General features: G+C 58.4%; 19 protein-coding genes. 9 read left to right on the top strand and 10 right to left on the bottom strand.

Translation table 11 applies throughout. From position 1 onward, the window contains the following. Positions 1 to 29: 29 nt before the first annotated feature. The gene (locus DU29_RS0103150) at positions 30 to 2897 is read right to left on the bottom strand and encodes a putative bifunctional diguanylate cyclase/phosphodiesterase (protein ID WP_028620397.1); all 2868 of its coding nucleotides are present in this window, start codon (positions 2895 to 2897) and stop codon (positions 30 to 32) included. Positions 2898 to 3155: 258 nt separating this feature from the next. On the opposite strand from DU29_RS0103150, the gene uvrD reads away from it, so the two are divergent. The 3 genes from uvrD (at position 3156) to DU29_RS0103135 (ending at position 7046) form a co-directional block, all read left to right on the top strand. Then, on the top strand, positions 3156 to 5339 hold the full coding sequence (uvrD, locus tag DU29_RS0103145) for a DNA helicase II (RefSeq protein ID WP_028620396.1): 2184 nt from the start codon (positions 3156 to 3158) through the stop codon (positions 5337 to 5339). Positions 5340 to 5628: 289 nt separating this feature from the next. After that, complete coding sequence (locus DU29_RS0103140; RefSeq protein WP_028620395.1) at positions 5629 to 6501, top strand: Tim44 domain-containing protein; 873 nt, start codon at positions 5629 to 5631, stop codon at positions 6499 to 6501. A 137-nt stretch (positions 6502 to 6638) separates the two neighbouring features. Further along, complete coding sequence (locus tag DU29_RS0103135; protein ID WP_028620394.1) at positions 6639 to 7046, top strand: SMI1/KNR4 family protein; 408 nt, start codon at positions 6639 to 6641, stop codon at positions 7044 to 7046. 160 nt (positions 7047 to 7206) lie between these two features. On the opposite strand, the gene DU29_RS0103130 is transcribed toward DU29_RS0103135, so the two are convergent. After that, positions 7207 to 8970, bottom strand: a complete 1764-nt coding sequence (locus DU29_RS0103130; protein ID WP_028620393.1) for a cation:proton antiporter — start codon at positions 8968 to 8970, stop codon at positions 7207 to 7209. A gap of 282 nt (positions 8971 to 9252) precedes the next feature. Between DU29_RS0103130 and DU29_RS0103125 the strand changes: the two genes are divergently transcribed. Then, a complete protein-coding gene (locus DU29_RS0103125) occupies positions 9253 to 9735 on the top strand; it encodes an acyl-CoA thioesterase (RefSeq protein WP_028620392.1) in 483 nt (160 codons plus the stop codon). A 146-nt stretch (positions 9736 to 9881) separates the two neighbouring features. Here DU29_RS0103125 and pdxY read toward each other — a convergent pair whose 3' ends face one another. Next, a complete protein-coding gene (gene pdxY / locus DU29_RS0103120; protein WP_028620391.1) occupies positions 9882 to 10754 on the bottom strand; it encodes a pyridoxal kinase PdxY in 873 nt (290 codons plus the stop codon). 117 nt (positions 10755 to 10871) lie between these two features. On the opposite strand from pdxY, the gene DU29_RS0103115 reads away from it, so the two are divergent. Further along, a complete protein-coding gene (locus tag DU29_RS0103115; protein WP_028620390.1) occupies positions 10872 to 11285 on the top strand; it encodes a DUF3301 domain-containing protein in 414 nt (137 codons plus the stop codon). Positions 11286 to 11294: 9 nt separating this feature from the next. Here DU29_RS0103115 and DU29_RS0103110 read toward each other — a convergent pair whose 3' ends face one another. Then, a complete protein-coding gene (locus tag DU29_RS0103110; protein WP_028620389.1) occupies positions 11295 to 12260 on the bottom strand; it encodes a CobW family GTP-binding protein in 966 nt (321 codons plus the stop codon). A gap of 25 nt (positions 12261 to 12285) precedes the next feature. On the opposite strand from DU29_RS0103110, the gene DU29_RS0103105 reads away from it, so the two are divergent. Then, positions 12286 to 12642, top strand: a complete 357-nt coding sequence (locus DU29_RS0103105; protein WP_028620388.1) for a hypothetical protein — start codon at positions 12286 to 12288, stop codon at positions 12640 to 12642. Positions 12643 to 12656: 14 nt separating this feature from the next. Here DU29_RS0103105 and zigA read toward each other — a convergent pair whose 3' ends face one another. Then, the gene (gene zigA / locus DU29_RS0103100) at positions 12657 to 13865 is read right to left on the bottom strand and encodes a zinc metallochaperone GTPase ZigA (protein WP_028620387.1); all 1209 of its coding nucleotides are present in this window, start codon (positions 13863 to 13865) and stop codon (positions 12657 to 12659) included. A gap of 133 nt (positions 13866 to 13998) precedes the next feature. Between zigA and folE2 the strand changes: the two genes are divergently transcribed. Then, positions 13999 to 14898 (top strand): GTP cyclohydrolase FolE2, encoded by a 900-nt coding sequence (folE2, locus tag DU29_RS0103095; RefSeq protein WP_028620386.1) that lies wholly within the window; start codon positions 13999 to 14001, stop codon positions 14896 to 14898. A gap of 152 nt (positions 14899 to 15050) precedes the next feature. Here folE2 and DU29_RS0103090 read toward each other — a convergent pair whose 3' ends face one another. Continuing rightward, positions 15051 to 15572: a DUF3617 domain-containing protein gene (locus DU29_RS0103090; protein ID WP_028620385.1), complete on the bottom strand. Its 522-nt coding sequence runs from the start codon at positions 15570 to 15572 to the stop codon at positions 15051 to 15053. A 131-nt stretch (positions 15573 to 15703) separates the two neighbouring features. On the opposite strand from DU29_RS0103090, the gene cls reads away from it, so the two are divergent. Next, positions 15704 to 17143: a cardiolipin synthase gene (cls, locus tag DU29_RS0103085; protein ID WP_028620384.1), complete on the top strand. Its 1440-nt coding sequence runs from the start codon at positions 15704 to 15706 to the stop codon at positions 17141 to 17143. On the opposite strand, the gene cfaB is transcribed toward cls, so the two are convergent. Beyond that, the gene (gene cfaB / locus DU29_RS0103080) at positions 17140 to 18327 is read right to left on the bottom strand and encodes a C17 cyclopropane fatty acid synthase CfaB (protein ID WP_028620383.1); all 1188 of its coding nucleotides are present in this window, start codon (positions 18325 to 18327) and stop codon (positions 17140 to 17142) included. The two genes, cls and cfaB, sit on opposite strands and share 4 nt — an antisense overlap. A 185-nt stretch (positions 18328 to 18512) precedes the next feature. Here cfaB and lpdA point away from each other — a divergent pair, with 185 nt between their 5' ends. Next, positions 18513 to 19913 carry a dihydrolipoyl dehydrogenase gene (lpdA, locus tag DU29_RS0103075; protein WP_028620382.1) on the top strand — a complete coding sequence of 467 codons (1401 nt, stop codon included), beginning with the start codon at positions 18513 to 18515 and terminating at the stop codon, positions 19911 to 19913. Positions 19914 to 19952: 39 nt separating this feature from the next. On the opposite strand, the gene DU29_RS0103070 is transcribed toward lpdA, so the two are convergent. From DU29_RS0103070 to DU29_RS0103060, 3 genes are all read right to left on the bottom strand, one after another. Continuing rightward, the gene (locus tag DU29_RS0103070) at positions 19953 to 20429 is read right to left on the bottom strand and encodes an Lrp/AsnC family transcriptional regulator (RefSeq protein ID WP_028620381.1); all 477 of its coding nucleotides are present in this window, start codon (positions 20427 to 20429) and stop codon (positions 19953 to 19955) included. 92 nt (positions 20430 to 20521) lie between these two features. Then, the gene (locus DU29_RS0103065) at positions 20522 to 22642 is read right to left on the bottom strand and encodes a hypothetical protein (RefSeq protein ID WP_028620380.1); all 2121 of its coding nucleotides are present in this window, start codon (positions 22640 to 22642) and stop codon (positions 20522 to 20524) included. Next, positions 22629 to 23190: DUF3142 domain-containing protein (locus DU29_RS0103060; RefSeq protein ID WP_028620379.1), on the bottom strand; the 562-nt coding region annotated here is incomplete at its 5' end. The genes DU29_RS0103065 and DU29_RS0103060, both read right to left, overlap by 14 nt.

The following is a 23190-nucleotide window of genomic DNA, read 5'->3' as shown; positions in this document are numbered from 1 at the left end:
TGGCGGGGAGGCTTTAACTCGCAGTATTGTCAGTTCCCGGGTTGCTCTCGCAGCAAACTTGCCAAATCATCCGCCTCGACCGGCCGACTCACCAGGTAGCCCTGAACTTCATCGCAGTGCTCGGCCTTCAGAAACGCCAGCTGCTCCGGCCTTTCCACACCCTCGGCAACGACCTTCAACGACAAGCCGTGAGCCATCGCAATGATCGCCCGAGTGATGGCCGCATCCTCACTGCCTTCGCCCAGCCCGCGAATAAACGCCTGATCAATTTTCACGTAATCTACCGGAATCCGCTTCAGATAGCTGAGCGACGAATAGCCAGTGCCAAAATCGTCGATCGCCAGCTTCACGCCCAGATTGCGTAACTGCTGGAACGTCGCAATGATGTGCTCGACGCTGTCCAGCAACTGGCTTTCCGTGAGCTCCAGTTCGAGGTATTGCGGCGCCAGCCCGGTTTCTTCCAGCACCTGACGCACCAAGCTGACCAATTTGCCCTGCCGCAGTTGATGCACGGACAGGTTCACCGACACGCGGATCGGCTCAAGCCCCTGGCGCTGCCATTCGCAGGCTTGCCAGCAAGCCTGACGCAGGACAAATTCGCCGATGGGGCCGATCAGCCCGGTTTCCTCTGCCAGCCCGATGAATTCTCCCGGCGGCACACTGCCCATCACCGGATGATCCCAGCGCACCAGCGCCTCGGCCGCGTTCAACCGACCCGTGGCGAGACACAGCTTCGGTTGATAAAACACTTTCAGCTGCTTCTCTTCGATCGCTTTGCGCAACTGGTTTTCCAGCTGCAGACGCTCGAGGGTGCTGGCTTGCAGGCTGTCGGTGTAGAACTGGAAATTGTTGCCGCCCAAGTGTTTGGCGTGTTGCATGGCGATGTTGGCCTGGCTGACCAGCGCGGAGATCTCCCGTGCGTTGTCCGGCAACATGCTGATGCCCATTGACGCACTGACCACCAGCTCGTGGCCTTCGACAGTCACCGGCAGGCGCAGCTTGGTCGACAGGCGAGTCGCCACCCGCGCCAGACTCGACAGGTTGCCGTAGCTGTCGAACAGCACGGCAAACTCATCACCGGACAACCGCGCGATGGTGTCAGCCTCAGGCACCGCATTGATCAGGCGCCGGGCCAGCTTCTGCAACAGTTGATCGGCAACGTCATGACCGAGGCTGTCGTTGAGCAACTTGAAGCGATCCAGATTGATGTGCAGTAACGCCAGGCTGCGGCCGCCCTGACGCATGCGCTGATGGGCTTCGTGCAACCGTTCGCGAAACAGCGATCGATTGGCCAGCCCGGTCAGTTCGTCATAGTGCGTCAGGTATCGCATGCGCTCTTCGGACTCACGCCGTGCCGACAGATCGGCGAAAAATCCGACGATGTGGCTGACATTTCCCCGGGTGTCGCGAACCGCGTTCAGTTGCAGCCATTGTGGGTACAGCTCGCCATTCTTGCGTGTTTCGATCAGCTCGCCCTGCCAGCTGCCATGTTGTTCCAGCGCCTGATGAATGGCCGCGTAATGCCGGCGGGCATCGCGACTGCACGGCAACTCGACGACGTTGCGCCCCAGCATGTCTTCGACGTCGTAGCCGGTGACGCGGCTAAACGCCTGGTTGATTGCGATCAGCGCGTAATCAGGATCGAAGATCACGATGCCTTCACTGGCGGCTTCGAAAACGGTGGCGGCCAGTTGCCGTTGCTCCTCCAGCGCCTTGCTGACGCTGATATCGCGGCGCGTGCCGACCATGCGGATGACCCGGCCGTTTTCGCTGCGCTCGACTGCTCGACCACGGTCCTCGATCCACACCCAGTGGCCGTCGCCATGGCGCACGCGGTACTCGATCTGATAATCCTCGCTGCGGCCCTTCAAATGCTCGACCAGCGCGCGCTTGAGCGCCGGTACATCGTCGGGGTGCAGACGCGGCTTGAGGTGGCGCAGCATGGCCGTGACGAATTCCGGCGCCAGGCCGAACAATTCCTGAATCTGTGTGTGGTGAACTTCGTCGGTCTGCAGGTTCCAGTCCCAGAGGCCCAGCTCGCTGGCTTTCAACGCGAGCGCAAGGCGCGCTTCACTTTTGCTCAGGGCCTGAGTAGCCGCATCGAGTTCCAGGCTACGCTGGGCGACGTGGTCCTGGAGGCCGACCTGAATACCGAGCAGTTCCTCCTCGGCCCGGCGACGCTGCTCGATTTCCTTGGCCAGCGCCTGGTTGAGCTGATCGCTGCAGCTTTGGGCTTTGCGCAAGTGCTCGATCAAGGACTGATTCTGGAAGCGTCGCAGCAACTCACGGTCAATCAACCTATTGACCTGCCAGGCCACCACACTCAGCGATCCCAGCAAAATCAGACCAAACCAGCCCCAACCCTGCCCTTGTTGGTCACCGCCCCAGAACTGATAGGCAATCGCCGGCAAGAGACAGGGCAAGGTGAAGGACAGGAAGGCCGGCAAACTGACGGCATAGGCCACGCTGGCCGACAGGGCCGCTGCGCCGATCAGGCCGAATACCCAGGCCTGCTGCATGAAATTGTCGACGGGGATCAGTGCGATACCCGCCCCGGCCAACGTCAGACCGGTCATGGCCGAGCCCAGCAAAAACATGCGTCGCCAGACCGGATGGGCCTGACGGTTGGGGATGGCCGAATCGAACGCCGCTACCTGAATCACCCGAAGCGCCACCAACGACAGCAACCACACGAGCCAGACACTCAGCACAAAGTAGCGCTGCGGGCTCCACAGCAGCCACGCACACACCAGACCATTGATCAGCATGAACAGCGTCGGCAGCAGCGAGCCCTGATACAGCAAGCGCGTGCGTTCGACCGCCATCTCCATGGCGTACTGTTTGCGAATAACCCGAGGCTCCACAGTGGGGCCCGACAGGTCGAAGCTGACGGTCATAGGCGTGGTTCTTGTTCTTATCATGATGAGCATGAGCCCGAAACGTGGACGGAGCATACACAAGCCAATGGCCTTACCAAACAGCCCCCGAGCATATATTCGACGAAAGCCCAGGCTGCGTTTACCCGCCAAAAACCCTGCAGGCTAACCCCGCCAATGCCTGTGGCCGGTGACTGACCGGTCGTCCCGCATGTATCTTTCATCGGCTAAAGCAAAGCGATGTTTGCCCGGTGTGCTGCGGCCCCCTAGAATGCCCCGATGCGCGATGATCTCTCCCTTCTGCTGAACTCCCTCAACGATGCCCAACGTCAGGCCGTAGCCGCCGCCGTGGGTCGTCAGTTGGTCCTGGCCGGTGCTGGTTCCGGTAAAACCCGAGTGCTGGTGCACCGTATCGCCTGGTTGATCCAGGTCGAGAACGCGTCGCCCCATTCGGTCTTGTCGGTGACGTTCACCAACAAGGCCGCTGCCGAGATGCGCCATCGCATCGAGCAGTTGATGGGGATCAATCCGGCCGGCATGTGGGTCGGCACATTCCACGGCCTGGCGCACCGCTTGCTGCGGGCGCACTGGCAGGAAGCCGGCCTGAGCCAGACTTTCCAGATTCTCGACAGCGACGATCAGCAACGGCTGGTCAAGCGTGTGATCCGTGAACTGGGACTGGACGAGCAACGCTGGCCGGTCCGTCAGGCGCAGTGGTTCATCAACGGGCAGAAAGACGAAGGCCTGCGACCGCAGCACATTCAGGCCAGCGGCGATCTGTTTCTGTCGACCATGCGCAGCATTTACGAAGCCTATGAGGCTGCGTGCGCGCGCGCAGGTGTGATCGATTTTTCCGAGCTGCTGCTGCGTGCCCTCGACCTGTGGCGCGACAACCCCGGGCTGCTCGCGCACTATCAGAAACGCTTCCGGCACATTCTGGTGGACGAGTTCCAGGACACCAACGCCGTGCAGTACGCCTGGCTGCGTCTGCTGGCCAAGGGTGGCGACAGCTTGATGGTGGTCGGCGATGACGACCAGTCGATCTACGGCTGGCGTGGCGCGAAAATCGAAAACATCTATCAGTATTCCGATGATTTCCCGGATGCTGAAGTGATTCGTCTGGAGCAGAACTATCGCTCTACCGCCGGCATTCTCAAGGCGGCTAACGCCCTGATCGCCAACAATACCGGGCGCATGGGTAAAGAGTTGTGGACCGACGGCGGTGAAGGCGAAGCGATCAATCTTTATGCTGCCTTCAACGAACACGATGAAGCGCGCTACGTGGTGGAAACCATCGAAAGTGCGCTGAAAACCGGCCTCGCTCGCAGTGATATCGCAATTTTGTACCGTTCCAACGCGCAATCGCGCGTTTTAGAAGAAGCCTTGCTGCGTGAACGTATCCCGTATCGCATTTACGGCGGTCAACGCTTCTTCGAACGGGCAGAAATCAAGAACGCCATGGCCTATCTGCGGTTGCTCGAAGGTCGTGGCAACGATGCGGCGCTGGAACGGGTGATTAACGTTCCGGCACGCGGCATCGGCGAGAAAACCGTGGAAGCGATACGTGAACATGCGCGCCATAGCCACGTCTCGATGTGGGAAGCCATGCGCCAGCTGGTGGCCAATAAAGGTTTGACCGGCCGCGCCGCCGGCGCCCTCGGGGCGTTTGTGGAGCTGATAGAGAACCTCGCCGCCAAGTGCATGGAGATGCCACTGCATTTGATGACACAGACCGTCATCGAGCAGTCAGGCCTGATCGCCTATCACCAGGCCGAAAAAGGCGAAAAAGGCCAGGCCCGGGTGGAAAACCTTGAGGAACTGGTCAGTGCCGCGCGCAACTTCGAGAACGCTGAAGAAGAGGAAGACCTTACGCCATTGGCAGCTTTCCTCGGTCATGCCTCTCTGGAGGCGGGAGATACTCAGGCCGAAGAGCATGAAGACAGCATTCAGTTGATGACCCTGCACAGCGCCAAAGGCCTGGAATTCCCTTACGTGTTCTTGGTGGGCATGGAAGAAGGTCTGTTCCCGCACAAGATGAGCCTGGAGGAACCCGGCCGTCTTGAAGAAGAACGTCGCCTTGCTTACGTCGGCATTACCCGGGCCATGCAGAACCTGGTGATGACTTACGCGGAAACCCGACGCCTGTATGGCAGCGAGACCTACAACAAGGTGTCGCGTTTCGTACGGGAAGTGCCAAAAGGCCTGATTCAGGAAGTGCGCTTGTCCAACAGCGTCAGCCGCCCTTTTGGCGGTGGTCAGCAGCAGAGCTCCAGCAGTCTGTTTGGCGGCAGCGAAATCCCGGACACCGGTTTCAGTCTGGGCCAGGCTGTGCGGCACTCGGTGTTTGGTGACGGCGTGATCCTCAACTTCGAGGGCGCCGGGGCTCAGGCTCGGGTGCAGGTGAATTTCAGCGAAGGCAGCAAGTGGTTGATGCTCGGTTATGCCAAGCTGGAAGCAATTTAGTACGGCCTGATCATGACGCTCTGTGTCACAGTGGACGCAGAGCGTCCATGGCGGCGTTACCACGCAGAGCGTGGGAACGATCCGTAGGGGAGCCAGCTCGCTCCGGCAAGATCGCATTCCCACAGAACTTTATCACTCGTCCTACAGACCAACGTTAACAGGCCTTACAGCGCTGACCGAAGCTGAACCACACCTGTCAGGCAAAAGCCCGAAACACTCTGCCGCTAGCCAGCAACACTTCAGCTGTGCAACATGGCGCGCGTGCCTTCCACAAATGGGAATTCCCTATATGAAACGTTTTCTTAGCATCGCCATGGCGTTGTGCATCGGCCTGACGATGAGCCTCGACGCCAACGCCAAGCGCTTTGGTGGCGGCAAGAGCTCCGGCGCTGCGCCGACTCACCAGACCAGCCAAATGGCTCCTTCTTCTGCCGCCGGTGGCGCTGCTGCCACTGCCGGTGCGGCCGGTGCCGCTGGCGCTGCCGCCAAAGCCGGCGGTGCTTCGCGCTGGCTCGGCCCTCTCGCCGGTATCGCTGCCGGTGGTCTTCTTGCTTCCATGTTCATGGGTGGCGGCTTCGAAGGCATGCAGATCTTCGATATCCTGATCATGGCGGTCATCGCCTTCCTGGTCTTCCGTTTCATCGCCGCTCGTCGTCGCAAGCAGCAGTCGCACATGGCTCCGGCCGGCGCACCGATGCAGCGTGAAGTGTTCGAGCAGAAGCCAGCAGGCATGGGTTCGATCTTCGGCGGTTCGGCTGCACCAGTAGCCGCGCGCCCGGTGATCAACGCGCCAGCCTGGTTCAATGAAACCAACTTCATTGAAGCGGCCCGCAACCACTTCCAGTCCCTGCAGCAACATTGGGACGCAAACGAGATGGACAAGATCTCCGAGTTCGTGACCCCGCAACTGCTTGAGTTCCTCAAGCGCGAACGTGCTGATCTGGGTGACGGTTTCCAGTCCACTTACATTGATAACCTCAGCGTTCAGCTGGACGGCGTCGATGATCGTGCGGACAAGACCATTGCTACCCTGACCTTCAGCGGTCTGTCGAAGACGTCGCGTTTCGACCAGGGCGAAGCATTCAGCGAAAGCTGGAACATGGAACGTCCACAAGGCGAGAACCAGCCTTGGCTGGTGGCCGGTATCCGCCAGAACGGCTGAACCGACCCGCAGTAAACGTGTCGCAATAAAAAGCCCCGGCCTTTGGCCGGGGTTTTCTATTTCACGGTTGCATCTATTGCGAGCTACTGTATAAACCGCCCCAACCAAACCGCGCCAACAGCAAGAGGATCCCGGACGTGGAAGAAATCATCGAACAACTACGTGAAGCCAACGAACCAGTACCGGTCCCCTTGGAGTTGCCCGACGAAGACGTTCTGGTCGAAATCGAAGAACAGCTGTTCATCGACATTCCGTTTGTCTTCAGGGAGTTTCTGCTGACGGTCAGTGACGTGGTTTACGGCAGCCTGGAACCGGTGACCGTCACCGATCCGCAATCCCATACTTATCTGCCGGACGTGGCTGCCAATGCCTGGGATGTGGGCGTTGATCGTAGTCTTATCCCTATCTGCCAGGACGGCGACGACTACTACTGCGTCGAAGAAGACGGCACCGTGGTGTTGTGGCAGGCGGAAGAAGAGCTGATCGCTGAAGAGACCTGGGAATCGGTGTGGCACTGGGCGCGGGATGTGTGGCTGGAAAGCTGAGCAAACCGAAGCTCCGACTGTGTAGCAGCTGGCGCAGCCTGCGTCCTGCTGCAAAGCAGTCGTAAACCCGGTTGAGCCGCTCAACCAAAAATGCTTCGTCGACTCTTTTTACGACTGCTGCGCAGCCGGACGCAGGCTGCGCCAGCTGCTACAGGTGGGATCAATGACCTGTGGAGTCCTTGTGATTATCAAGGGTTTCCAGCAGCGCTACTTGCATGCGCGTGTGCACGCGGATGAACCAGCGCCACAGCAGCGCCGCTACAGCAGCCGCCACCACCACGATCAACATCAGCAACTCGTTGGTCGGCAAAATGCTCGCCGACAAGGCTGCCAGAAGCAGGAAAATCACCAGCAGCGAGAGGATCGGGATGACTTCGGCGATCACCCGACGCACCCGCTCCGTATGGCGCCCCGCCATTTCCGGCTTCACGCCCATCTCTGCCAGCAACATCGACAGCGCCTTTAGCTTGCGGTAAGCCGCAATCAGGAACGGCAGCGACAGCAGCAGCGCGCCACCCCAGATCAACGCCTTCTGCCAGCTCGGGTCGCTGATCCAGTCCTGAATGTATGCCGACATACGCTCGGCAAAAAAAGCACCGCAGATGAAAATGGCAATCACCAGTGCCAGATTCACCCCTACCTGCAGCAAAATCCGCCTGATCATCGATGCCAGCAGCGCGCCCTCGCCCTGCGGTTGAATGCTGCGCAGCCATTCGCCGTACATGCTCAACACGCGTCCAAGCCGTTTCGGCACGACGGCGGCAAGTTTGATCGACAGTGGATCGGCCGCCCGAATCAGGTAGGGCGTCAGTAGAGTGGTCAGCACGGAAACCGCCACTGCGACCGGATAAAGAAAGTTGCTGGTGACCTGCAGGGTGATGCCCAGCGACGCGATGATGAAGGAGAATTCGCCAATCTGCGAAAGGCCCATCCCTACGCGCAGTGAGGTGCGTCCATCATTGCCGGCGATAAAAGCACCCAAGCCGCAGGACACTATCTTGCCGAGTACGACGGCGACAGTGATCACGGCGATGGGCCAGGCATATTCCAACAGGATCATCGGATCGAGCATCAGCCCGATCGCGACGAAGAAGATCGCGCTGAACAGGTCGCGAACCGGTTCGATCAATCTCTCGATTTTCAATAGCTGACGGGATTCGGCCATGATCGCGCCGATCAGGAACGCGCCGAGCACCATGCTGTATTCAAGTTTCACTACCAGCAGACAGAAACCAAAACACAGGCCCAACACCGTGATCAGGAGCATCTCGTTGCTATCGAATCTGGCCACGTAGGCCAACAGGCGCGGCACCAGCAGAATGCCGATGACCAAGGCGACGATCATGAACAGTGACAGTTTGCCGACCGTTGAAAACACTTCACCGGAACTCACCGTACCGCTGACGGCGATGCTCGAGAGCAAAGCGATGATGCCGATGCCAAGGATGTCCTCGACAATCAGCACGCCGAAGATCAGCTGAGCGAAGCGTTCGTTTTTCATCTTCAAATCGTTAAGCGCTTTGACGATGATGGTGGTCGAGGAAATTGCCAGGATTGCGCCGAGGAACAGCGAGTCCATGGTGTTCCAGTCAAACCAGCGGCCGATTTCATAGCCGATCCAGATCATCAGCACGATTTCCAGGAACGCCGCGATAAACGCCGTGGCGCCGACCTTGAACAACTTGCGCAAACTGAACTCAAGCCCCAGGCAGAACATCAGGAAAATCACCCCCAGCTCGGCGAGTGTCTTGATGGTTTCTTCATCGTGGATGAAGCCGAAGGGCGGGGTATGGGGGCCGATAATGAAGCCTGCAACGATATAGCCGAGAACCACCGGTTGTTTAAAGCGGTGAAACAGCACCGTCACCACACCCGCAACCAACATGATTACCGCCAGGTCCTGAATAAAACTGATGGCATGCATGGTGGGGGCTCCTTGGGGACAGAGCTCAGTCGCCGAACGCAGGAAATGTCTGACTGAGCAGAGTAAAAATCCGGTTTACGTGTAGGAATCGCCCTTGATACGAGCATTTGCAGGGTAACACCGCGACTTCCGGCAGAAAGGCAGTGCAATATATGGAAACAGATCGATTAAGCGTGACGGCAGTGTCATGCCCGGCGTCCCGATAACTGTGGTTTGCAAAGACCCGTCAGGCACCCGCAGAGGTGCACATTTCCCGAACCTGCCCTGAACCTTGAGAACGCTATGGAACCCGGAAACGCCCAGCTGTCGATGACAGTATTGATGACTCCCGACATGGCCAACTTCTCTGGCAATGTTCACGGCGGCACCCTGCTCAAGTACCTCGACGAAGTCGCCTACGCCTGCGCGAGCCGTTACGCAGGTCGCTACGTGGTGACGCTGTCGGTGGATCAGGTGATTTTCCGTGAGCCGATTCACGTCGGTGAACTGGTGACCTTTCTGGCCTCGGTCAACTACACCGGCAACACGTCCATGGAAGTCGGCATCAAAGTAGTCACCGAAAACATCCGCGAGCGCTCGGTGCGGCACACCAACAGTTGTTTCTTCACCATGGTCGCGGTGGATGACCAGCGCAAACCGGCCGTCGTCCCGCCGCTGCAACCGCAAAACAGCGAGGATAAACGCCGCTTTATCCAGGCTCAGCAGCGCCGGCAGATCCGCCAGGAACTGGAAAAGCGTTATCAGGAAATCAAGGGCGACGTCTGAGCTGGTCTTATAGCCTGACGGTGTTCTTTAAAGAGTCTTCGCGAGCAAGCCCGCTCCCGCACTGGATCTTCCGTGGACACATCTTTGTGCACGACGAAGATCAAATGTGGGAGCGGGCTTGCTCGCGAATGGGTTTGCCGCCGCCTTCAAAGGCTGATCGCAGTCGCCTCGAACCGTACTCGCGGATGCGCAATTCTATCCTGCGCTCGCACCAATTGCAGTTCGTAGCTGGCGCACGCCTGAGTCTCGAGCAGCACCTCATGCACCGCCGCCGCTGCGAACTCAAAAGCCGCCACCAGGCTATCGCCCAAGAGCACCCGCGCCAGAAACAACCCTGAAGTCAGGTCGCCGACGCCCACCGGCTGGCGCGGGAACGCCAGCAGCGGGCGGCGCAGATGCCAGCTCCCCTCTCCCGTCACCAGTAACATTTCGAAGACGTCCGCCGGTTTGCCGGGATAGTCCAGATGCTTGACCAGCACCGCTTTCGGACCTCGAGCCAACAAGTTGCGCGCCATCGCCAGGCAATCGAACAGCGATTGCGGCTTGCGTCCTGTAAAGCTGTCCAGCTCCAGTTGGTTCGGGCACATGAAATCGGCCATGGCGGCGGCTTCCTCCAGGAGGAAATCGCTGACTTCGGCCGGCACGCTGCAGCCTTTTTCCGGGTGACCCATCACCGGATCGCATAGATACAGCGCGTTGGGGTTGGTCGACTTTATGCGCGCCACACCGGTGAGGATCGCCCGACCCTGAGCCGCACTGCCGAGGTACCCGGACAACACGGCGTCGCAGTTGCCCAGCTCGCCGATGGCGGCGATGCCTTCGATCAACGCGGGAATCTGCTGCGGCGCCAGCACTTCGCCGCTCCACTGACCATACTGGGTGTGATTGGAGAACTGCACGGTGTTGAGCGGCCAGACATTCACCCCGAGCCGCTGCATCGGGAAAACCGCCGCACTGTTACCGGCGTGACCAAACACCACGTGGGACTGGATGGCGAGCAGATGGGGCGTTCGTTTCATGCGTCAGTTCCGTCAAACGGTTGGAATTCAAGCCGCGCAGTATGCGACGAAACGCAGCCTGTACGACACACCGGCGAGGCAGTTAAGCTGACGCTATCTTGTTGGAGCACCCTGCTGATGCTGACCCTCGGAAATATCTTCGTGCTGATGCTGCTCGCCGCTGGCGGCGCGTGGCTGTGGCACAACCATGGCTTGCGCGAACGGGCGTTGGAGCGGGTCAAGCAACATTGCGGCAAACTCGGCATCGAGCTGCTGGACGGCAACGTCGCACTGAAGAAAATCGCGTTCATCAAAGACGCCAACGGCCGTCGACGGCTGGCCCGCGTGTATAACTTCGAGTTTACGGTGACCGGCGAAAGTCGCCATGTTGGTACTATTACCCAGTTCGGCGCACACAGTGCGCAGATTGAACTGGCACCCTACCCGATGCCTTTTGACGACACGCCGGTTGTCGACGATGTGGCGAAGCCCCGGGCTCAAGTCATCGAGTTGAGTCAGTGGCGGCAGGAACACACCAAGTGGCGGCCCTGAGTCAAAGGCTCAACTCGAACGGCAATTGAGCAGCGCGGCCTGCAGCGCGCCAACGTCCTGCGGCTCATTGAAGATCAATTCGATCCGCGAATCATTCCGCCACTCACTGGGTCGCCATTCCAGGCCTGAATTATCCAGCGCATTCGCCGAGACCCAACCCTGACTGCTGTGAATCACCAGCTTCGCGCGCCGCCATTGCAGACTTTGGAGCCATTCAGCGATCCGCGCTGACTCGAGAACCTGCGCGGGATGCCAGCGCCAGCCAATGCTCCAACCGCCCTCCTGTGCCTGGCTTGAGCAAATTGGCAGCGAGGGGTCGGGCCAGACCGCAGGCATCCGGGCGAAACCCTTGGGGACAACAAAGTTATCCACACCCGCCAGTGCTTTCGTCCCGAATCCTGGAAGTTTCTCCAGGGGCAGCGCGGCCTGGCGGGTCCAAACCACAGGAAGTGAAGGTAATTGTGAAGCGATTCGCTCGCGGGCGGACTCGTCGAGGCCTTCGGACTTGTTGAGCAACAATAATCCTGCGCTGCTCAACGCCTCCTGCTGCGCCGCTGGCAAGCGTTTGCCGGCAGCAAGTGCCTGAGCGTCGAGTACCAACACACACGGCTGCACGGTCAACACACCAAGCCACGGCGCCTCGCTCAACTGCGCCAGCAACTGCGCCGGGTGGCCGAGGCCCGACGGTTCGATAAACAAACGCTCAGGCCGCGCCTTGCGCAGCAACCGTCCAAGACCGATCTGAAACGGCGCACCGTTGACGCAACATAAACACCCACCGGCCACTTCTCCCAATGCGATACCCTCGTCATCCCGGGTCAGCAACGCAGCGTCGAGCCCGATCTGGCCGAACTCATTGATGAGCACTGCCCAACGTTCATTCGGCGGTCGCTGCGCCAGCAGATTTTTGATCAGGCTGGTTTTACCAGCGCCCAGTGGCCCGGCAATAACGTGTGTGGGAATGTTATGCAGCATGGTGATGTTATCTAAGGAGACAAGAATGGGGTTGAGGGGATTGTCGTTGTTGTTGGCGCTGATGTCAGGCGAAGTGTTGGCTCAGGCATGTGTGGTACATAGTACAGCTGAACGACTCGACGTGAAGGTCTGCCAACAGAACCGCACCATACCGCAGAAGCTCTTCGCCGATGGCTTCTGCCAGCCCAACCTGCCCGGGCAGAAAGTCGAAGTGCAGTACGTCGATGAGTGTCCTGCCGGCGCTTTTGGCGTATGCAGCAACGCGCAAGTCGTCAACATGCCGTACCGGCAGGACATCCACTATTACGGTGTGGCCACGGATGCAGCCTATTTGAAACCGTTTTGCCAAGGCCAGAGCCAAGGTACGTGGCTCAAGCCCTGAGGCGGATGCAGAGCCTAAGCTGCTTCGTCATCGTGCCAAGGGCCAAACGGGTCAGGCAGCTGCAGCCAGGCCGTCACGCCTGAAGCCATCTCAGCATCTGTCAGAAGGCAGTTATCCAGCGCTGCGGTAAGCAATTCAAAATCGATGTTCTGACCAATGAACACCAGCTCCTGCCGGCAATCGCCGGTGGCCTGCGTCCAGTTTTTCATGATTGCTGCAGTACTTTCTGCGTCCTCGGGCCATTGGTTTTTCGGCACGAAGCGCCACCAGCGACCGGCAAACCCGTGGCGCATCAAGCCACCTGCCTGAGACCAGCTTCCGGCATCCATGTGCTTGCTCGCCAACCAGAAGTAACCTTTCGAGCGCAGCAGCTTGCCGTTGGTCCAGTGCCCGTCGATAAAGTCGAAAAAGCGTTGCGGATGGAAGGGTCGCCGGGCCCGGTAGGCCGTGCTGGCAATGCCGTATTCATCGGTCTCCGGCACATGTTCACCGCGCATTTCACGCAACCAGCCCGGCGCCTGGGCGGCTTTGTCGAAGTCAAACCGGCCGGTGTTGAGGATCTTCTGCAGCGGGATTTCACCCATGACCATGGGGACGATCTCTGCCTGTGAGTTGAGTCGCTGGAGTATCGCCATCAGCTCCTGGCGCTCGTGGCTGCCGATCAAATCGATCTTGCTGATCAGGATGACGTCGGCGAATTCAATTTGTTCGACCAGCAGGTCAGTGATGGAACGTTCATCCTCAGCACCCAACGTTTCGCCACGAGACGCGAGGCTTTCAGCAGCCTGGTAGTCGAGCAGGAAATTCACACCGTCGACGACGGTGACCATGGTGTCGAGCCGGGCAATATCGGCCAGACTCTGTCCGCTGTCGTCGCGAAAAGTGAAGGTCTCGGCCACGGGCAGTGGCTCGGAAATACCGGTGGACTCGATCAACAAGTAATCAAAACGCCCTTCCTTGGCGAGCTTGCTCACCTCTTCCAGCAAGTCTTCGCGCAACGTGCAGCAGATGCAGCCGTTGCTCATCTCCACGAGTTTTTCTTCAGCGCGATTCAGGCTGACGTCGCGCTGAACATCGCTGCCGTCGATGTTGATCTCGCTCATGTCGTTGACGATTACAGCGACCCGAAGATGTTCACGGTTGCGCAGTACGTAGTTGAGCAGCGTGCTTTTGCCGGCTCCGAGAAAGCCTGAAAGAACCGTAACGGGGAGTCGATTGGGCATCGGGTATTCCTCAAGGGGAGACTGAGCGAGCGCCCTTTACGGCAAGCAATATGATTGCTTCGGCAAAAAGGCGTGGTCGATTTAGATGTAATAACATAACATAAACTAATCGATTTCCACGACGGACTTGCTCATGAATGCGCTAACGCTCCCGGATATCTGCGCCCAGACGTCCCACACTTCGCTGCCTCTTGAATGGGTTGGCATGCACGGCATCGCCCTGCCGGTCGTATTCGACGGGCAACGCCTCAGCGCAAGAGCTGACGCCGGTGTGAGCCTGGATAACGGCGATGCTCGCGGCATTCACATGTCACGGTTGTATCTCGCACTGGGAATACTTGAACGCGAAAGCCTGACTCCGGCCCTGTTGCGCCAGCTCCTGCAAAGCTTTCTTCATTCCCACCGCGGCCTTTCAAAAAATGCATATTTGAAATTACGCGCAGAACTTCTGTTGAGGAGGCCCGCGCTGATAAGTCCTTTGTCGGGATGGAAAAGCTATTCAGTCTGCGTCAGCGCGTCGATGGAAAACGATATGTTCCACGTGGAACTTAGCATCGAGATTCCATATTCCTCGACTTGCCCTTGCTCGGCCGCGCTCGCGAGGCAACTGATTCAGCAGCAATTCATTGAAGATTTCGCCAACCGATCACTGCAGCATGCCGACGTATTAGCGTGGCTAGGCTCATCCAATGGCATTGTTGCAACGCCACATAGCCAACGCAGTTATGCGCACCTGCAGGTTCGCCTCGACGATTATCTGGACAATCTGCCGTGGGTGGCCGTGATCAATGACGCAGAAGCCGCTTTGGGAACAGCCGTGCAAACCGCCGTCAAGCGCGCTGACGAGCAAGCTTTTGCGTTGGCTAATGGACAGAATCTGATGTTTTGCGAGGACGCAGCCCGACGATTGAACTTGGCGCTCAAACGTTCTCCAGGCATCAACGGATTCCAAGTTCGCGTGGTCCACAGCGAAAGCCTGCACGCTCATGATGCGGTAGCAGTGAGCCGATGGAATTGGAGGGTCGACTCCTAAGAACATGATCTGCAACTGATGGCGGAATCAGCACACGCGGTCGCCACGGAGATCCGTCAACTCTGAGTTTTCAGAGGACGTAGCGCGCACCCATGTGGATGGATGCGCGGCTGAAAGGCAGAATAAATTCTGATCTGAAGTGCGGTGACAGCTTAAGCGCGCGGTTTTACCGTTCCGCATTCCTTCCCCAACCAGACTGCGCGAGTATCAAGGCTCCCCTTCTGCTGGATCCCGGTCGCGTTGAAGGTGCCATTCACCTTGGTGGTGAACTCACGATCGCTGAGGAAGGTTGCGACACCAGCACCTTGAGCCTTAGGGCAGCTGAAGCGAAATTTCCACTGGTTACCGGTGCGCTCAGTGATTTCCTGTTTGCAACCCGACTGCGGGTCGGTCAGCGGGATGTTGTCGGATCGAACCTGCTCTGGCGTCAGGCAAGCGCGAATGCCTTTGCCGCCCATGGTGATGCCCTGCTTCTCCAGTTGAGCACGCTGTTCCGGGGTCATCTGGCTTTGAATCTGACCGAGGATCAATTGCAGGTCAGGCAAATTCTGATCATCGACTTTCATGTTGCTCGAGGTCAGTTCCCACAACCCAGGCTGCAACATTTGCGCTTGGGCAGCGACAGGAAGTGTCAAACCAAAAGCCACGGCCAAACCCAGCAGACGTACGTTCATCGTGTAACTCCTGATCAGTAGTGGCCGTTAGACGTCAGCCGCTGGCTTCGGTTCATGGACCAATTAAATAGCGACATTCTGCACGGAACATGGTCTGTTAAGCATTGAAACTTCAGGAGCAAGGCTGCCCCATGGATTATTTCGGCCCGCATGTTTTCGGTTACCTGATCGCGTTGATCCACACGCTCGGCATGATCGCTGCGATCCATGCCGTACTGACCGTCCGCACGGCGCAAGGCTCCATCGCCTGGGCATTGTCACTGTTTTTCATTCCCTATCTCACGCTGATTCCTTATCTGGTATTCGGCCGCAGTACCTTCGATGGCTACATCCAGGCGCGTCGCCAGGCCAACGAGGAAATGCGCAAAGCAATCTCCGAGCTGAACTGGCGCCCGTGGGTTGAAGAGGCACTGACCGCCCGCGCATCGCGCGCATACGCCTCGTTGAGAGCGATGCCAAAACTGGGACGCATGCCCTGCCTGGCAAACAACGAAGTGCAACTGCTGATCAACGGACAAGCCACGTTCGAATCAATATTCGAGGCCATTCGTGGCGCCAGACAGGCAGTGCTGATTCAGTTTTTCATCATCCACGACGATCGGCTCGGCCGGCGTCTGCAGACGTTGCTACTGGAAAAGGCAGCCGAAGGCGTGGCCGTGTTTCTACTGTATGACCGGATAGGGAGCCATTCCCTGCCTCACAGTTTCGTGCAGCCATTGCGTGATGCCGGTGTGGAAGTCAAAGCGTTCGCCACGCGCAGCGGATGGCTCAATCGCTTCCAGGTCAACTTCCGTAATCACCGCAAGATTGTTGTGGTCGACGGTGTGCTGGGTTTCGTCGGCGGTCACAACGTAGGCGACGAATACATGGGCGAAAAACCGCCACTGGCGCCTTGGCGCGATACCCACGTACGGGTAAGCGGGCCTGTAGTGGCGTGCATGCAGGAATCGTTTGCCGAGGACTGGTTCTGGGCAGCGCGAACACTGCCACCGCTGATCTTGCCCGACGAATATCCTGAAGATGGCGTGCTCTGCCAACTGCTCGCCAGCGGCCCGGCAGACTCCTACGAGACTTGCTCGCTCTTCTTCGTCGAAGCCATCCACGCGGCGACTGAACGCGTGTGGATAACCAGCCCCTACTTCATTCCCGACGAGGCAGTATTCGCAGCGCTCCGACTCGCAGTTTTGCGCGGGGTTGATGTGCGGATCCTCCTGCCTTCACGACCCGATCACCGAATCGTCTACGCCGCCTCCAGCCTCTACGCCTTCGAAGCAGTACGTGCCGGCGTGCGCGTGTTCCGCTACGAACCGGGGTTCCTGCATCAAAAAGTCGTCTTGATCGACAGCGAGATCAGCGCCATCGGCAGCGCAAACATGGATAACCGTTCGTTCCGGCTGAATTTTGAAGTGATGTTGCTGACGGTCGACAGTACATTCGCCGCAGAGGTGGAACAGATGCTCAACGACGATTTCGCCAACGCGTACGAAATCGCAGCGCAAGATCGCCGGGAAACGCGCCGCCTGCAACAGCTAGGCATGCGAGTCGCCCGGTTGATTTCACCGATCCTTTAGGGCGTGTAGATATCGTCGCGGGTCCAGGGCAGCTCATGGCTGCCGTCGACGTGCGTCTTTACGGCAAGCACCTGGTGAAGATTGATCCAGCCCCTGGCGAACGCATAAGCGCATCCAGCGAGGTACAGGCGCCAGATTCGCAATGCCTGCTCGGGCACCAGACCACCCGCGGCTTCGAGGTTGTCTTCCAAGCGTTCGCTCCAGTGGTCGAGCGTGCGAGCGTAGTGCAGACGCAGGCTCTCAACGTCGACAATCTCCAACCCGACCTCACTGATTTGCGCCGAAATCATCGACAGGTGCGGCAGCTCTCCGTTGGGAAATACGTACTTCTCGATGAACTCTCCGGCACCGCGTCCCACAGGTCGTCCGTCCGTGTGCTTCGCCGTGATGCCGTGATTCATCACCAGGCCGCCCTCCCTCACAGCGCCAAACAAGGTGCTGCAATATTCATGAAGATTCGCATGGCCAACGTGTTCGAACATGCCGACGCTGACGATTTTGTCGAAGCGGCCATCTTGCGGCAGGTCACGATAGTCGAGCAGTTGCAGCTCAACCAGATCTTCGAGACCTTCGGCCAATACGCGCTCACGAGCAAGATCAAGCTGTTCTTTGCTCAGCGTAATCCCAAACACCTTTGCGCCAAATTCCCTGGCGGCGTACCGCGCCAGCCCGCCCCAACCGCAACCGACATCCAACAGATACTCGCCAGGCTGAAGTCGCAGCTTACGGCAAAGGTGACGAAATTTAGCTTGTTGGGCCTGTTCCAGGGATTCACTGCCGGTCTCGAAATAGGCGCAGGAATAGGCCATGTCGCTATCGAGCCACAGTTGATAGAAGGCATTGGAAAGGTCGTAATGGTAGGAGATAGCCTTGGCGTCGGTTTCTTTGTCATGCATGGCGCGGACCGGCTGGTTGTCATCACCTTCATCCAGCAAAGCCTGACTCCACTCATCACAGACACGGATCACGTCGCTGATAGAACCTTCAAGCTCGAGTTTGCCCTCGACGAACGCGGCCCCGAGTGCATCCAGGCTCGGGTGCGTAAATTGAGTCACCATTTGTGGGTCCTTTACCACAATTGTCACGCTGGGCGTCGGGCCCAGATTGAATTCATGGCCATCCCAAAGTCGCAGACGAAGCGGTAACTGCAGATTCTGTAAGGCCGGTGGAAGATGCGCGAGCATGGAAAATCCCCCTTGTTTCAGACGTCTGATTTGAGGGTAGACCATCCATGAAAAATAACTGGCTATCGATAAATAGCGTTTTTCTATCGGCTTGGTTGCGCCCACCAACATTTGTTCCACGTGGAACGTGTTTCTTTTCTAGACTGGGAGAGCCTATTCATTTGCCTGGCCAACCGGAGTTATTCATGAGTAATTATGATGTCGTGATTTTAGGCGGAGGACCTGGCGGCTATAACGCGGCGATCCGCGCCGGCCAATTGGGTTTGAAGGCTGCCTGCGTAGAGGGTCGCGCAACCCTGGGCGGCACCTGTTTAAATGTCGGTTGCATGCCATCCAAAGCCTTGTTGCACGCGTCAGAACTCTACGATGCTGCCATGGGCACTGAATTCGCCAACCTGGGAATCGAGGTCAAGCCCACGCTTAATCTGACTCAGATGATGAAGCAGAAAGATGAAAGCGTTGCAGGCCTGACCAAGGGCATCGAATTTCTGTTTCGCAAAAACAAAGTCGACTGGATCAAAGGCTGGGGCCATATCGACGGCCCGGGCAAAGTGACGGTAACCGATGGCGCAGGCAACAAGACCGAACTGAGTGCGAAAGACATCGTAATTGCGACGGGTTCTGAACCCACACCCCTGCCCGGCGTGACCATCGATAATCAGCGCATTCTCGATTCCACGGGAGCGCTTGCGCTGGCGGAAGTCCCCAAGCATCTGGTGGTCATTGGCGCCGGTGTCATCGGTCTGGAACTGGGTTCAGTGTGGAGACGCTTGGGCGCCCAGGTTACGGTGATCGAGTTTCTCGATCGGATCTGCCCGGGTGTGGACGGTGAAGCAGGTAAAACGCTGCAGCGCTCGCTGAGCAAACAGGGCATCAACTTCAAGCTGAGTTCCAAAGTAACCAGCGCCACAACGTCGGCGACTGCTGTCCAACTGAGCGTTGAACCGGCGGCCGGTGGAACAGCTGAGCTGCTGGAAGCCGACTACGTATTGGTCGCTATCGGCCGCCGTCCTTACACCCAAGGACTGGGGCTGGAGAATGTCGGCCTGGCCACCGACGCGCGCGGCATGCTCGCCAACCAGAACCATCGGACTGAAGCCGCCGGCGTGTGGGTCATCGGTGATGTAACGTCCGGCCCGATGCTCGCTCACAAGGCTGAAGACGAAGCCATGGCGTGCATCGAACAGATTGTGGGCAAGGCAGGCGAGGTCAATTACAACCTCATCCCCAACGTGATTTACACCAAACCGGAATTGGCCAGCGTCGGCAAAACCGAAGAACAACTCAAGACCGAAGGCCGGGCCTACAAGGTCGGCAAATTCCCCTTCACGGCCAACAGCCGGGCAAAAATCAATCACGAAACCGAAGGCTTTGCCAAAGTGCTGGCCGACGAGCGCACCGATGAAATCCTTGGCGTGCATCTGGTAGGCCCAAGCGTCAGTGAAATGATCGGCGAATACTGCGTGGCCATGGAATTCAGCGCGTCTGCTGAAGACATCGCTTTGACCTGCCACCCTCACCCAACTCGCTCCGAGGCGTTGCGCCAAGCAGCGATGAACGTGGAAGGAATGGCGACGCAGATGTGATATCGGAGCTGATCGCTCTCATGTTTCAGGTGAGAGCAATCAGCCCGTCGGCAAATGCGCCAGCGGTAAAGCCCCGGGTGCTTTCACTGTGTTGATCGCGAAGTTGCTGCGGATGTCACTGATACCCGGCAGCTTCAACAATCTCTCGGAGAGAAAGCGATCATAACTACGCAGATCCGGCACAACGACCTGTAACAGGAAATCGGATTCTCCAGATACCAGAAACGCCGAAATCACTTCAGGCAATGCCGTCACCGCAACACGAAAGGCTTCAGCTCGTTCGTCCGTGTGTCGTTCGACTTTGACGCCGACAAAGACGGTCAATCCGAGCCCGACTTCATCCCGGTCCAGGATGGCCTGATAACCGCGAATCACGCCTGCCTCCTCCAGCATCCGTACGCGGCGCAAACACGGCGAGGCCGACAGACCAATCTCGTCCGCCAGTTGGACATTGCTCAACCGGCCGTCTCGCTGCAGGGCCGAGAGGATTTTGCGATCAAAGGCATCCAGCTTCATAGGGGTAGATCCTGTCGGTAAAACCGGCCTCTGGTAGCCGGTTCCGGGTCTGCTGATCGGGTTCGCCATTCTGATCTTTGTACAGCAGGTGATCAGGCCCTATGTACTCGCTTTCGACGGATGATGAGCCACAACGCCACCGCCGTGAACGCGACCACGCCGCCGTACTGCAGCGGCTTTTTATAGGGTCGAAGTACAGCGCGGATCGGGCTCAACGCCTGGGTCACATAACGCTTGTCAGCATTGAGGAAGTCCGGGGTTTGGCATTGCTCGCCAAAGAACAATGCCCATTGCACGTACGGACCTTCCTTGACGTAGCGTCGGTAGAAAAACGCTTTTTGTTGCGCATCTGTATTCCATCCCGCCGCCGCGCACAGCACAGCCGCGAAGGCCTGACTTGAATGCGGCAGATTATCAGCGGCGCGATTGGCCAGGGAGTTGGCCACAAACCGATAATGGTAGCGTTGATCAGGGCGCGCGGCACTGGCCTGCTGACGCTGGTATTCATTCTCGGATACCAGCGGACCGACACTGAGCGAGGTCGTTTCGAGGCTGTAATTACCACCGAACGTAGCGTAATCCGGAGCCATCTCGTAGCCGAGGATTTCCATCCCCCACTGCCGCGCCAACCAGGCCGAACTGAACAGCGCCGAAGCGCGGGTCGATGGCCACCAGGCCGCTTCGGCTTCCTGACGCAGCTGACCATAAGCCTTGGCTTTGTTTTGCAGGTCAACATCACCGAAATACTGCGGCGCTTCCTCATAGCGCTCTTCTCGAAGTAGCCGCCGTCCGAGCAAGTCACGCAATCTCGCCGCCACCGGTAAAGGTGCATAGTTGTCACGAAACTGTTGGCTGTGCACAGGTGGCGCCGGGACGTTGCTGTCCACGTATTGCTTGAGCTCATCGACGGTCAGCACGCGCTCCGCAACAGTGGCAGCATCAAACCAGTAGATGCCGTTACTGCGATAAAGCTGATCGAACGCCTGAAGATAATCGCCACGTTGTAACGCAAGAATCGCGCTCTCGCCTTCGACCCGGCACTTGGGTTGCAGCGATTCGATATTCCAGTCCTGCGTTCGTCGCTCGCCCCAGGATTCGTCTTGCGCAAAGGCTCGGGCTGCCTTGGCGTAGGCTGCGGCCGCAGCGGATTTGTCGCCGTCTCGCATCGCCAGTTTCGCCCGCAGCCACCATGCCAGCCCGCCATCCCCTGCGTGCTCAAGGAGCGCTTTGGCACTGGGGTAATCACCTTGTTGGTAACTGATCGCTGCCAGGCGATCAGCGTTATCGAAGGTGCCACGGGTGCTGCTTTGCAGAAGCTCGATCAATTTCTTTTCGTTTGGCGGTTGTTCACCAAATGACCAGCCAAGTCGGCTGAGCAACGACACCGTGACCAGTTGTTGCACCGGCTTGTTTTGCAGCAGCAATGCCAATTGATCGCTCGGCATCGAGCTCAGTTGAGCCGCCAACAGTTTCAGCGAGGTGTAACCCACCGCCGAACCTTGGGCATTCTGTGTGGCGTAAAGCTCGATTGCCCTGCTCCAGTCGCCCGAATCGAGCGCTACACGCGCTTGCTCGCCAAGACTGGCGACACCCAGTCCCAGTGGATCGCTGAAACCATCGATGCTCAGTCGTCGCGTCAGCTCGAAGGCCTGCTGCGCCTGATGGAGCAGATCAGACGAAGCATCTGCTCCAGCGTGCATGGCAAACAGCGCACGGCCCAATGAGTAAGCTGCCCAAGTGCTGCGCAAGGCGCGTTGATCAGCAGGGAGCGCCAGCACTCGGTGAAAATATTCGACGGCCAAGGGAAAATCGCCCGCATGGAAAGCGACAGCGCCCGCCAGATACAGCCTGAATTCACTGGAAAGACTCGCGCCTTGACGGTCGACTTCGTGAGCATCGGTCAAGGTGCGCAAGTGCTTTAGAAGAGTCTGCTGTTCAGCAGTCAGCCCCGCCAATTCAGCCTGACTGCGCTGTTCTGCGAGGTCCAGTACGGCACTGTCGCCGACGGGCACAGCGATTTTCTTCAAACCATCGATGGCCTGCCCGAGACGACTCACCTCGTAGCGGAAATTCCCTTCCGGTAGCTCCGCTAGCGACTGCGCGCGATTGTCGAGCAGGCGCATCGGGAAGTCCGGCCCGCAGGCCACTGCCGTGCCCAACGGCAAACCCAGACTCAGGCATAACAGATGGCGAGGCCAGTTACGGGTCAACATTCGAATTTCCTTGATCAATCGATGCGCACCGCGCCCAGCCGATGGCGCGCTCTCCGCCGGCCAGTATCCGGCCTTCACGCAGGCGGGTGAAGGTAAGGAGTTCAGGGCTCTGTTGCAACGTGTAACCGGCCAACGCATCGGCGCCCTCACAACCTCGTGCGGCGAGGGTTATGCGTTCGGGCCAGGCACTGTCGAGGTTGCCCTGATTGCTCAGGCTGATGTCATATAGGCCTTGCTGGCTAGACAGTTTCACCGTCAAGCGACTGTCGAGCGCAACACCCTGTGCTACTGCGCGCAATGTCGTCAGACTCCACGCCCGGCGATCATGGCTCAACGGAAGACGAAACCAGATCAAGCCCGCCAAATGCGTAGGCGGGTCGTTACGCAAGTCTGCGGCGAGTCGACTCAACTGCTGCGGATCAGCCAACAGCTCCCGCCGCTCTCCCCCTTGCTCCAGTGCAACTTCGCTTTCCACCAGCGGCACACCGTCGCCGGGCAACAGCGCGACACCGTAGGCTGGTAGGGCGAGATAAAAGGGTTTGGCGGGT

Source organism: Pseudomonas sp. Ant30-3 (genome assembly GCF_000690905.1).
Classification (GTDB): Bacteria; Pseudomonadota; Gammaproteobacteria; order Pseudomonadales; family Pseudomonadaceae; genus Aquipseudomonas.
This window is presented reverse-complemented; position numbering and strand designations above follow the sequence as displayed.